This window comes from Fundicoccus culcitae (genome assembly GCF_024661895.1).
In the GTDB taxonomy this organism is placed as follows: domain Bacteria; phylum Bacillota; class Bacilli; order Lactobacillales; family Aerococcaceae; genus Fundicoccus_A; species Fundicoccus_A culcitae.
Genome location: NZ_CP102453.1, coordinates 287027 through 299123, shown reverse-complemented (window position 1 = coordinate 299123; position 12097 = coordinate 287027). Strand labels below are relative to the sequence as shown.

Sequence of the window (12097 nt, the reverse complement as noted above, 5' to 3'; positions counted from 1 at the left end):
TTATTTGTGTCGTGAGCGAATAAATGAATACAAAAGGTAAGCGGCCATGACAATTCCAATAATGAAAAAGAGTACCCCAAAATTTATTAGCCGTTCACTGGTTGCACTAGAGGCAATTAGCCCTGCAGAAATAATAATGGAGGCTAATAGTATCCCGATAACTAAACGATTCAGCATTTGATTAATTTCGCGGATATAGGATTCCACTTTAGGAACTTGTAAATTAATGCCCAGGCGTTCATTATTCAAATTATCTAAGAGTTGATCAATTTTCACTGGAAAATTGACGGTCGCCTTAGCTGTACGACTGGCTTGTCGTAAGAGCTTTTCACGATTTAAATATTTATCAATCGAAATTTTATTACTGCTTGTAATGTATTTCTCAAATAGTTTCATAAAATCCATTTCAGGACTTAAGTTTTGTGCAATCCCTTGTATAATAACCACGGTTTTAGCTAATTGAACAAATTCATGTGGAAAGGTTAATTTATAAGCTAAAGCAATTTTCATTAAATCTCGAAACATATCATTTAGATTCATCTTCCAAAAACCACTGGTTAAATAACGATTATATAAAAGTTTTAAATCTCGGTATAAATCCACTTCATTAATTTCACCATGTGATTGACACACAATCAGAATGATCTGCATTAATTGATCAATATCGTGTAAAACGAGTGATTCTAACAAATTGATTAATAAGGTTTGGTACATAGGTGGAATGTCACCCATAATACCAAAATCAATATAAACGATTTTGCCATTATCAATTATGATATTACCTGGGTGTGGGTCTGCATGGTAATAACCATCGGTAAAAACTTGATAAAGGAAAGTCGTTACAATCTTTTCAGCCACCTCATCCATATCATAACCAGCGTCTTTAATTGCTTGAACTTGCGTTAAATCATAGCCTTCTATGTATTCTTGAACAAGAATTTTCTCACTGACATAATCCAAATAGATTTCCGGCGTTTTTATCATGGTTCGTTCACGATGATTCTTTTTAAATTTTATGAGTGCTTGAGCTTCTAAAATAAAATTCAATTCAATCACACTTTGTTGACGGATATCTTGTAAAACTAAAACAGGATCAATAATGATATCGGTAAATATGGAAGGAATGCGATTAATCACCCGAATAAATAAATCAATATCACGAATTAACTTCTCTTGAATATGTGGGCGTTGAACTTTAATAATTACAGCCGTTCCATCATCCAATTCCGCGTAATGCACCTGAGCAATTGATCCGGTGGCAATCGGTTTTTCATTCACGTTTTTGAAAGTTGCTTTGATTGATTGCCCAAACTCACCTTGGAACACCTTGTCTGCTTCTTCATAAGGGAAGCTCGGTGAACTATTTTGAAGCTTTTGCAATTCATTAATATATGGTTCCGATAATAAATCATTACGGGTTGCTAATGTTTGACCAATTTTAATAAAACTTGGTCCTAGCTCCTCAAAAGCCAACCGTAAATTAGTGGCACTTTCTTCGACAGTCTGCTTTTTAAAATTACGACGATACAATTCAGTAAAGCCATAAGAGGCAAACACATTAATGATTTCTCGTAACCGTTCTGCATTGGTTGCCATAATCATACCCCTTTAACAAAAAAGGACATTTTTATCCTTAATGATAAGGCAAAAATGTCCAGTAGCACGATACAATTAAATATCAGATAATTCTTCCGCTTCACTCAAGCGTTTACGGATTTCACCGAGTTCACGTTTGATTTCATTGATATCCAATCGTAATGTCATTAATTCCTCTGCCAATTCCATCTTAGCTTGTTCTGAATCTTCAGATACTTTATGTTCGCCTTTGATCGTCCGTGTTAAATCTTCAGTCAGCTCTTTACCCTCTTTAACAGTTACTTGGCCTTTTTCAATCATTTTGTTAACTAAATCTTCGGCTTTTTCATAGGATAGAGCCGTTCCGCCAACTGCCGCTAAAAAAATATTCTTGATGCTCTTCTCTACACGTTCCATATTTTCCATTCCTCCTCGTATCGTTAAAATCGGATTTCTTTTCATCTAATCATATCTATTAAGTAAATTATAAACTTTCTTTATCATTGAAAGCAAACTTTTCGTGAATTACTTCTCAAAATTTGTTCTTTTAGCTTGCAAATTTAGCATGGATGCGTCCATGGCTGATAATTTTTTCAAATAACTATAGCTTTTTAATTTGATACCGACAAATTCACTATAAATTTCTTCCATTAATTGGCGAATCGCTTTAAGTGTTGTTTGGCTGATATTTACTTGATGGATGTTTTTAATGGGGGTTTGGCTTAATTGTTTGACAATATGTATCGCTCGAGGGGAAGTTGGTAAGAGGTAAGGATCTTCCTGCCAATGTTTTTGGCACAACACGCCTTGCCGAGTCATACTAAATTTAAAAGGTTCTTCTTGGCTACCACAAATACGACATTGATGCCAATTAATAGCTACTCCAAAATTTTTCAACAGGTCAATTTCCATTTTGATGGTCACAATATCAGGCAACATGCGATTGTCTAAGGCATATAAAGCCGTTTTTAACCAGTCGTAGGTTTGGGGGTGGTTTTGATTATCTTCAATTGAAGCATCGACTAATTGAATGATATAACTAGCGTGAGCTTGTAGGAGATAATCTTCTTGAATTGAACGAAAGAGTGACAGCGAATTGCCTTCTGTCAAAAAAGACAGTCCCGTCTGATTAATCGTCCCTATATATTCATTTAATGTCATGGGGAGCGTCGTACTGACTAAAGGATGGTTCGGTTTTTGTAAACCTTTAACAAAAAACATTTTTGTCCCATGGTTTTGTGTAAATATCTTCACCAGATTGTCTTTTTCACGATGAGGACGTTTAAATAAAACAATCCCTTCAAAACGTTCATTTTTCATAAACAACAACCTTATTTAATAATCGTTTGATTTATAACCGTAGTCATTGAGTTGCGTTTGATGGTCGCGCCAGTCTTTTTGGACTTTCACCCATAAATCTAAATAGACTTTATCGTCCAACAACTTTTCGATTTCACGTCTTGCTCCTTGACCGATTTTCTTTATCATTGAACCTTGTGCCCCGATAATAATGCCTTTTTGGCTTTTGCGTTCAACAATAATGGTTGCTTGGATTTCTACTTTGTCATCTTCGTTCCGTTGCATACTTTGTACTTGAACCGCCACAGAGTGCGGAATTTCTTCACGGGTCAAATGCAGTATTTGTTCTCTAATAAATTCAGCCACAACAAAATATTCCGGATGGTCTGTCACTTGATTAGCCGGATAATATTGTGGTCCTTCCGGCACAAGCGTTTTTATATGCTCTACCAATTCAGCTACATTATCCCCTTGCGTAGCACTAATGGGAAAAATCGCATTAAAGTCGAGTTCATTTTTATAACTATCGATAATGGGTAATAAATCATCAGCATGAACTAAATCAACTTTGTTAATTAATAAAATAACTGGAACCTCAACATGTTTTAACCGTTCAATAATTAAACGATCGCCCGGTCCAATTTTTTCCGAAGCATTCACAACGAATAAAACAACATCTACCCCGCTAATCGCACTGTAGGCCGTTTTAAGCATAAAATCACCTAAAGCGTGTTTCGGTTTATGGATACCTGGTGTATCAATGAAGACCAGCTGAGCATCTTTATCCGTATAGACTCCTTGAATCCGATTGCGGGTCGTTTGGGCTTTATCCGACATAATCGCCACTTTTTGACCCACAAAACGGTTGAGGAGCGTTGATTTTCCAACGTTAGGTCGCCCGATAATGGCAACAAAGCCCGATTTAAAACTTGATTGATTTGACATAAATACTCCTAACTAAAATAATCCTTTAAAAATATAGGGTATGTAAATAATTAATCCCACCGCCACTGAAACAATAGCAGCCACAATAACAGCTGAGGCTGCCACATCTTTGGCGATTTTTGCTAATGGATGATACTCACCTTTGGTGACTAAATCAATAGTGACTTCAATCGCGGTATTGAATAACTCCGAAGTCATAACAAAGGCAATACAAAAAATAATCGCAATCCATTCATAAAATTCAATTTGAAAATAAAAGTTTAAACCTATCACAATCACAGCAGCTAGAGTATGAATTCTAAAATTCCGTTCATTCACTAAAACATGCTTTAAGCCTTCGCCCGCATATTTAAACGAATTTTTTAAACCAATTAATTCTTTTTTTAAACTAAATTTCTCTGGGGGTGTTTTATCGGCTGAGGCCATATTCTTGTAACACCTCTTCTTGAATGGCAAACATTTCTTTAGAATCTTCTTCCGTTTGATGGTCATACCCATTTAAATGTAAGAAACCATGGACGGCTAAAAAAGCCAATTCTCTATCAAGCGAATGACCATAATCTTCCGCTTGTTCGACCGCTTTGGGATATGAAATAATGATATCGCCTAAGTGAAGCGGCAAGTCACTGGCTTCATCTTCTGAATCAAAAAATTGATTAAAAAGTTGATCTGAATCATCAATCGATTCATTTAACGCAAAGCTTAATACATCGGTAGGACGGTCGATTTGCCGATAGGTTTTATTTAAGTCATGTATGTCTTCATTCGAAACTAAGGATATATCCAACTCAACATGGGAACCTAGCTGTAATCTTTTGGCAGCTAATTCAATGACAGCCTCGATGATTTCCGTTTGCTGATCCGTTAAATAATTAGCATCATCAATAATTTCAATTAACATAAGCAAGCTCCTCTTAAAAATTTATTCTGGGTATTGAATCCGTGTATGGTACATACTCCCAACACCCGAAATTAATGAGGCTTTCACCTTTTTAAGTTCATGTACCGTTAAAGGACTCTCTGCAAATTGATTTTCATTCATTTTACCATCAATAATTTTGGTCACCAATTGTTCAATGGATACTTGTGAATGGTCTTCCATCGTTCGTGAGGCAGCCTCAATGGAATCTGCCAACATGATAACGACAGCTTCTTTTGTTTGGGGTACGGGACCCGGATAAGTAAAGTCTTTAATATCTACAGAAGGATTATCTTTTTTGGCTTGATGATAGAAATATTGAACCACCGTCGTGCCATGATGTTGTTTACAAATATCAATAACACTTTTAGGAATATTGTACTCTTCAAGTAATTTTACGCCTTCTGTAACATGCCCAATAATAATTTGGGCACTTTCTTCATCAGAAATCATCTGATGCGGCGATTCCATACTGGTAGGTAAGTTTTCGATAAAAAAGAGTGGATGAACGGTTTTTCCTACATCATGATAGTAGGAAGCAACCCGCGTCAACAAGCTATCTCCACCAATGGCTTCCACCGCATTGGCACTAAGGTTTCCAACTAATATACTATGATTATACGTTCCTGGTGCTACCTCAATTAGTTTTTTTAGTAATGGGTGATTTAAATTGCCTAATTGATTCAATGTTAAAGCCGCTTTCTCACTTAATAATTGATCCCAATAAGGATAAATTAATAGATTAATGCCATAACCTGCGGTTAGATTCAATAACATATAGATGATTAACATATAGGATGTGTTTGAAAAGACATCAAAGCTAAAAATCGTAATGATCGAAATAGCAAAAACAAAATGGACCACAAAATTAAACATAAATTCATGATGATATAACTTATTATGTTTCAACTTGGCTAAGATAAAAGCGGTCAAACCACTTAAAACATAATAAATAATTGGAATAACCATCGATAAAATATTATCGCCGTTGTTAAAGATAAACATTGAAAAAATAATGAACATAGCAAAGGCCAGCAAACTAAACTTGGAGCGGACATATTTATTTAGCAATAAGGGAATAATGATGGCTGGAAATAACAAGGTAAAATAACTTGTTCCATTTTCTTGAATCATATACATACCTTTTAAAATAATTGTCGATGTCGTTAAAACGAGACTATAGGCTGTCAACGTGATACCAGCCTCTAATTGGTCATCTTCACCTAACAATCGATATAAGACAAAAGCGTGTAAGATTAAAATGGCAACAAAGGCAAATAGAATATAGGGTGGTGCATCTGTATCTAAAATATTATACAACTCAAGTTGATGCATGGATTGGGCATCGACAATATGGCCTTCTTGGATAATGACTTGTCCTTGTAAAATATAAGAAGGTGGAACCTCAGCAGCGGCTTCTTCGCGGTTAGCTTCAGTTTCTTCTTCATTATAGACCATAGTAGGCACAATCAATTGTTGTAAAAAGGATTGAATGGCTTGTTGTTCAGCGGTCATTTGATAATTAGAGATGGCTTCGCGACTAATTTCTTGGATGGAAACAATTAATTCATTGGCATAAATATCACTTTCAAGAGCTTCTGAAGTAATATTCGTCAACATCGTTTGAAACTCAGTCAAGTTTGTATCATTAATCGTTAAAATATATAAAATAGATGTTTGACTTAAATTATCTGCCAAGTCTTTTACATCAGAAGGAATATTCGCTACAGCATCAAAATACGCAATTAAGCGTTCACTATTATTTAATTGACCAAAATTCACTTCTTGTGTTTCAGTGCGATTTTCGCGATCAATTTGCTCGGTCAATTGGTCAGCAACTTGTAATTCTTCAGCTGCATTGAGCAACATCTCAGTGGTATATTGGTCTGAGCGAATGGTTCGGATCTCACTAAAAAAGCGTTCAATGATATTTAATTGGCCTTCACGTATATCCGGATGGTACAAAAAGACATCTGGGACGGCTTCGCGGGCTCTATCTTGATTGATTGCGGTTTGTTCCTCATCTTCAATGGTGTAAGGTGCCCGAATGGTTTCGTTGGCTACCCGATTTAAATTAATCTCATAACGGCGCGGTTCTAAACTAGAATAGACAAGCCCGAAAACAATTAGTGTCATTAACCCAATGATGAAAGGTCGATAATATTTGCCGGCTCGTTTAATGACTTTTTGCAACTGGAAATTCATAGCAACCTCCTAATAGGTTTTTTTAATCCGAATATGCTCGAATAATATCGGCTACGACAGGATGTCTAACAACATCATATTCATCAAACATGACGAATTTAATACGTTTAATATCTCTTAACTTCATTTCAGCATCAATCAAACCGGATTTGACACCTTTAGGTAAATCGATTTGAGTTTGATCCCCATTAATTATCATCTTAGACCCAAAACCTAAACGGGTTAAGAACATTTTCATTTGTGCAATGGTTGTATTTTGCGCTTCATCCAAAATAACAAAAGCATCATCGAGCGTCCGACCACGCATATAAGCTAATGGGGCAATTTCAATAATGCCACGTTCCATTAAGCGATTCATATGCTCGTTCCCGTAGATTGTATTTAAGGCATCATACACCGGTCGCAAGTAAGGATCGACCTTTTCTTTCAAATCACCCGGTAAAAAACCTAAATTTTCGCCCGCTTCAACGGCTGGTCGTGTTAAGATAATTCGTTTGACGCGCCCTTCTTTCAAAGCTTGAACGGCTAAAACGACAGCTAAAAAGGTTTTCCCTGTTCCTGCCGGGCCGATACCAAAAACGACATCAGAATGCGCGACGGCTTTAACATATTCTAATTGCCCGAAATTTTTAACGCGAATCGCACTACCGTCAGCAGCTCGTCCAACAACTTCTTCATAAATATTGATTAAATGGTCTAATGTACCATTTTGTGCCATCTTAATAGCTGTCACAATATCCATTTTACGCGGAGTAATTTTACGTTCTAATAGCTGCACAAGTTTTAGTATCAAGTCTTTAACTAATTGAACTTGTGCTTCATCTTGACCGGTAATCGTCAATGTTTCGCCACGATTAGATATACTGACATCAAAATTCGATTCATACAATTCAATGTTTTGATCTTGACTGCCTAAAATGGCGATTAACCAGTCGGGATTAGAAATAATAATTTTTTCAGTAAACGTTTGAGGTTGATTCAAATAATATGCTCCTTTTAAATATTCTCAATATAGTAAGAGTAACACAAATTGTAAAAAAAATGTACTTTGAGTAAATAAATATCTAAATTTTAAAAACTTGTCACAGCTAGGGAGAACCATGTTGTCTGTTAAATGAGAAAACCTGAATTTTTTGTTAGACGTGACGTTGTTATTAAGTTACTGTATATGGTTGATTTCTTATACTAGTGGTAAGCTAAGGTGTGGTGTCAATCACTTTAACTAAGAGATAAACGTCATTCATGGTGAAAGTTGGTGTTGAGTTATTTTTGAAAGGTGAAGTTAGCTTAGAAATGGGAACGAAGTAAGAAAGTTAGCTCCGAATTTGAATCGAAATAAGAAAGTCACCATTGACGTAAGTGAGAAAAGATAGATAGCAAATCCTGCCATCATTTCCTGCTTATTTTTGCCAAATCAACTTACCCAATGAAGACTGTATTGTTGTTTATGGATCACTTTAACTTCTGAGTCTTTAGAAGTACAAGCGTTTCCCTTTCACTTTAACTTCTGGACCTTTAGAAGTACAAGCGTTTCCCTTTCACTTTAACTTCTGAGTCTTTAGAAGTACAAGCGTTTCCCTTTCACTTTAACTTCTGAGTCTTTAGAAGTACAAGTGTTCTCCATTCACTTTAACTTCTGGACCTTTAAAAGTACAAGCGTTCTCCTTTCACTTTAACTTCTGAATCATTAGAAGTACAAGCGTTCTCCTTTCACTTTAACTTCTGGACCTTTAGAAGTACAAGCGTTTCCCTTTCACTTTAACTTCTGAGTCTTTAGAAGTACAAGTGTTCTCCATTCACTTTAACTTCTGAGTCTTTAGAAGTACAAGCGTTTCCCTTTCACTTTAACTTCTGAGTCTTTAGAAGTTAAAGCGTTCTCCTTTCACTTTAACTTCTGGACCTTTAGAAGTACAAACGTTTCCATTTCACTTTAACTTCTGAGTCTTTAGAAGTACAAGTGTTCTCCATTCACTTTAACTTCTGAGTCTTTAGAAGTACAAGCGTTTCCCTTTCACTTTAACTTCTGGACCTTTAGAAGTACAAGCGTTTCCCTTTCACTTTAACTTCTGAGTCATTAGAAGTACAAGCGTTCATCAAATTACTCATGCAAGCTATAGTAGAAATTTTAACAACCACTTTTCACCCACGTTTTGTTAGATGTTAGCCAATGCTCTACTAGCGCAACAATCAGACCCCCTCATTTGACGACCCACTTAACTGTGAGTAAGTGGAAAATAAATAATTTACCGTCAACCTAAGATTAGTCCATCTAAAAAGGAAAATTTTAATTGGTAGTGAAGAGATACAAGAGTTTCGCCACCAAAATTAAGCAATTTTTATTTGTCACGATACTGTATCCGAAATCAACCTGTTCCTACACTTCCCGCTTACTCCCAACCGCCAGAGAATGAGTTGAGAGGCAGATGGTATCCCCTATGAAAGCCGGAAGTGGAATATTCCGGCTGAGTTTGTTGCACTTAGCCAGACAATGTGACAAGCGAATGACCATCAGTTTATAATAGCTCACCTATAGAAGAAATCCAAAGAAGAAATTCACAATAATTATTAGACAAATGCTTGTTCTGGTCATTACTCGGTTAGCGGTGGCCTGATAAATCTCTGTTAATTAGAGATTTCTGCAAATATATCAAATTGAGAAGATTCATCTAAGAGAATCAGCCTTTTCTAGCGTTGGTCTATCGCAATCAACAACCGTTCGTTGTAAGCTGAAAGTGAAAGGCAGCCGAATAAAGCTAATTGGTCAACAAACAGCTGATTTCATGAGCGAATAGCCTTAATTGTAGTGTATATTACGGTAATACGCTTCCCGCTTATACAGAGACAGCCAATCCAGCCCTCATTTGGCGACCTATTTACAATCGACGGCCAAACAAGCCTTCATTTGGCGGGTGAAGAACAAAAATTTAAGAAAACAAAAAAACACCTCAAATGAGGTGCTTTAAATTAATTGTTTGACAATCGTTCTTTTACTAAACGATTGACTGTTTGTCCGTCAGCTTGTCCTTTTAATTCAGTCATTGTTTGGCTCATCACAGTTCCAAAGTCTTTCATGGAAGATGCCCCTGTAGCGGTTATGATTGCATCAATGGCTACATTGATTTCATCTTCTGAGAGTTGTTTGGGTAAATACTGTTCTACGATTTTAATTTCTTTTTCCAATTCTTCAACTAAATCATGCCGACCCGCTTTATCAAATTCTGCTAAAGATTCTTTACGCTGTTTCAATTCACGCGCAATGATGGATATCTCCTGTTCAGTAGACAAAGGGTCTTTTTGTTCGATTTGTTGCAACTGCAAAGCAGCTTTCAACATACGAATCACTTTCAGTGTATCCTTATCTCTAGCTTTCATCGCTTGCTTAACGTCCTGGTTAATTTGCTCCGTAAGTGTCATAAAAATCACCCTACTTTTCTAGCAGAATTAGAACTTTCTTTTACGAGCTGCTTCTGATTTCTTTTTACGCTTAACACTTGGTTTTTCATAAAACTCACGTTTGCGGGCTTCTCTTAAAGTACCGGTTTTAGAAACATTACGCTTAAAGCGACGAAGAGCATCATCTAAAGATTCGTTATCTTTAACGACAGTTTTAGACATTTGATTTCCCTCCCTCCGAGCTTTTAGTAACCTTCCTTTAGATAATCAATTATCTAAACAAAGTTCTTTCGTTATTATAGCAAACTATAAAGAATTTACAATAGAATTCATTGAATTTCTTGCATTAATCGTAAAAAAACACAATTTTTAGTCAAAATAATCCGATATTTATTAGGTTATTTTAACTTGCACGTCGCACATAAACCAAAAACTTCAAAACGATGGCTTTCAATTAAAACATCCGATAAATCCGTATCGATGTGATCCATGGGGCATGCTTTTAGAGGAATACTTAAGCCACATAAACGACAAATGAAATGGTGATGGTGGTGATTAGAATCATGTTCTTGGTCCATACAATTAATTTTAAACAATTGTTCCTGATTATATTCCGTCGACTCCAAAATACCCACTTTAATAAAGTCATAAATGTTGCGATAGGTTGTATTATAACTCATAGAGGGATATTTATTGGTTAAACGATCGTGGATTTCTTTGGCACGAAGGTATTTTCCTTCTTCAATAAATATCTCCAAAATTTCTTGACGTTTTTTCGTCATTTTAAACCCCGCTGCTTTTAAGCGCGCAAGTCCATCATTCAAGGTTTGCTTTTTTTGTTCATCCGTTAAATATTCTGTTTCAAAATTAATGTTTTCCTTATTTACATTCATTTCCTGTAGCTCTCTTTCTATGTTAAACTAATTGTAAACTAGGAGGTGCCTTTATATGAAAGAACAACCCACATTACATTACTATATCTTATCCGACTCCATTGGGGAAACGGCGCAAAAAGTAGCTAATGCTGCTATCGCTCAATTTCCTGATGCAAATACAGTATTACATAAATACATCTTTATTTCAAACATTGAAGATTTAGATAAAATTTTAAATGAAGCTGTTGAAATTGATGGCTTAATCTTTATGACGATAGCAAACGCTGTGATGGCTAATTATGTTGAACGCTTTTGTATCAAAACGGGGTTGATTTGTTATAATTTGATTCAACCTTTTACGTTAGAAATTCAAAGACGGCTAGGTATTCAAGCTTCTTGGAAAGTTGGCGCTCAACATGAACTTTCTGAAGATTATTTTAAACGTGTGAATGCGATGGAGTTTTGTATTGCTTACGATGATGGAAAAGACCCTTCGGCTATTAAAGAGGCTGATATTGTTTTACTAGGCATTAGCCGAACCAGTAAAACCCCTTTAAGCATGTATCTAGCTATGAATGGTTTTAAAGTTGTCAATATCCCCTTAATTCCCGAGAAAGAGCTGCCAGAGGAAATCTATCAAGTGAGTAGCAAAAAAATCATCGGTTTAACCAATGATGCTACGGTTATCAATCGACACCGTGAAATACGAATGGAATCTTATGGGGTGAGTCAATCCCGTTATTCCTCAATGGATCGTGTGAACGTAGAATTGGAGTATGCTAATCAAATTTATGCGGAGTTAGGTTGTTATGTCATTAATGTTTCTGAAAGAAGTATTGAAGAAACTGCTGGTTTAATTATGCAACAATTGCAAGTTTGGAATTAA

At 35.9% G+C, this 12097-nt stretch carries 12 protein-coding genes; 1 reads left to right on the top strand and 11 read right to left on the bottom strand.

Going from position 1 to position 12097, the window contains the following annotated elements:
- The 11 genes from NRE15_RS01545 to NRE15_RS01495 all read right to left on the bottom strand — a co-directional run bounded on the left by NRE15_RS01545 (window position 1) and on the right by NRE15_RS01495 (window position 11229).
- Entirely contained in the window at window positions 1-1596 is a 1596-nt protein-coding gene (locus tag NRE15_RS01545) for an ABC1 kinase family protein (protein WP_313793864.1), read from the bottom strand.
- Between the two features lie 75 nt (window positions 1597-1671).
- Entirely contained in the window at window positions 1672-1992 is a 321-nt protein-coding gene (locus tag NRE15_RS01540; protein ID WP_313793863.1) for a hypothetical protein, read from the bottom strand.
- Window positions 1993-2100: 108 nt separating this feature from the next.
- A complete protein-coding gene (gene recO / locus NRE15_RS01535; RefSeq protein WP_313793862.1) occupies window positions 2101-2895 on the bottom strand; it encodes a DNA repair protein RecO in 795 nt (264 codons plus the stop codon).
- Between the two features lie 15 nt (window positions 2896-2910).
- On the bottom strand, window positions 2911-3819 hold the full coding sequence (era, locus tag NRE15_RS01530; RefSeq protein WP_313793861.1) for a GTPase Era: 909 nt from the start codon (window positions 3817-3819) through the stop codon (window positions 2911-2913).
- 12 nt (window positions 3820-3831) lie between these two features.
- Window positions 3832-4245 (bottom strand): diacylglycerol kinase family protein, encoded by a 414-nt coding sequence (locus NRE15_RS01525; RefSeq protein ID WP_313793860.1) that lies wholly within the window; start codon window positions 4243-4245, stop codon window positions 3832-3834.
- Entirely contained in the window at window positions 4229-4720 is a 492-nt protein-coding gene (gene ybeY / locus NRE15_RS01520) for an rRNA maturation RNase YbeY (protein WP_313793859.1), read from the bottom strand. The genes NRE15_RS01525 and ybeY overlap by 17 nt, the downstream gene beginning before the upstream one ends.
- Window positions 4721-4741: 21 nt before the next feature.
- Complete coding sequence (locus NRE15_RS01515; RefSeq protein WP_313793858.1) at window positions 4742-6943, bottom strand: HD family phosphohydrolase; 2202 nt, start codon at window positions 6941-6943, stop codon at window positions 4742-4744.
- Window positions 6944-6965: 22 nt separating this feature from the next.
- A complete protein-coding gene (locus tag NRE15_RS01510; RefSeq protein WP_313793857.1) occupies window positions 6966-7925 on the bottom strand; it encodes a PhoH family protein in 960 nt (319 codons plus the stop codon).
- A 1982-nt stretch (window positions 7926-9907) separates the two neighbouring features.
- Complete coding sequence (locus NRE15_RS01505; RefSeq protein ID WP_313793856.1) at window positions 9908-10357, bottom strand: GatB/YqeY domain-containing protein; 450 nt, start codon at window positions 10355-10357, stop codon at window positions 9908-9910.
- Between the two features lie 27 nt (window positions 10358-10384).
- A complete protein-coding gene (gene rpsU, locus NRE15_RS01500; protein WP_313793855.1) occupies window positions 10385-10558 on the bottom strand; it encodes a 30S ribosomal protein S21 in 174 nt (57 codons plus the stop codon).
- Between the two features lie 176 nt (window positions 10559-10734).
- Window positions 10735-11229 (bottom strand): Fur family transcriptional regulator, encoded by a 495-nt coding sequence (locus NRE15_RS01495; RefSeq protein ID WP_313793854.1) that lies wholly within the window; start codon window positions 11227-11229, stop codon window positions 10735-10737.
- A gap of 55 nt (window positions 11230-11284) precedes the next feature.
- Here NRE15_RS01495 and NRE15_RS01490 point away from each other — a divergent pair, with 55 nt between their 5' ends.
- Window positions 11285-12097 (top strand): pyruvate, water dikinase regulatory protein, encoded by an 813-nt coding sequence (locus NRE15_RS01490; RefSeq protein WP_313793853.1) that lies wholly within the window; start codon window positions 11285-11287, stop codon window positions 12095-12097.

Excerpts from the sequence above, each read along its gene's own strand:
- NRE15_RS01490 (WP_313793853.1), top strand. The coding sequence starts at position 11,285 with ATGAAAGAACAACCCACATTACATTACTATATCTTATCCGACTCCATT.
- NRE15_RS01505 (WP_313793856.1), bottom strand. The coding sequence starts at position 10,357 with ATGACACTTACGGAGCAAATTAACCAGGACGTTAAGCAAGCGATGAAA.
- ybeY (WP_313793859.1), bottom strand. The coding sequence starts at position 4,720 with ATGTTAATTGAAATTATTGATGATGCTAATTATTTAACGGATCAGCAA.
- NRE15_RS01515 (WP_313793858.1), bottom strand. The coding sequence starts at position 6,943 with ATGAATTTCCAGTTGCAAAAAGTCATTAAACGAGCCGGCAAATATTAT.
- NRE15_RS01545 (WP_313793864.1), bottom strand. The coding sequence starts at position 1,596 with ATGGCAACCAATGCAGAACGGTTACGAGAAATCATTAATGTGTTTGCC.
- NRE15_RS01540 (WP_313793863.1), bottom strand. The coding sequence starts at position 1,992 with ATGGAACGTGTAGAGAAGAGCATCAAGAATATTTTTTTAGCGGCAGTT.
- rpsU (WP_313793855.1), bottom strand. The coding sequence starts at position 10,558 with ATGTCTAAAACTGTCGTTAAAGATAACGAATCTTTAGATGATGCTCTT.
- recO (WP_313793862.1), bottom strand. The coding sequence starts at position 2,895 with ATGAAAAATGAACGTTTTGAAGGGATTGTTTTATTTAAACGTCCTCAT.
- NRE15_RS01525 (WP_313793860.1), bottom strand. The coding sequence starts at position 4,245 with ATGGCCTCAGCCGATAAAACACCCCCAGAGAAATTTAGTTTAAAAAAA.
- NRE15_RS01495 (WP_313793854.1), bottom strand. The coding sequence starts at position 11,229 with ATGAATGTAAATAAGGAAAACATTAATTTTGAAACAGAATATTTAACG.
- era (WP_313793861.1), bottom strand. The coding sequence starts at position 3,819 with ATGTCAAATCAATCAAGTTTTAAATCGGGCTTTGTTGCCATTATCGGG.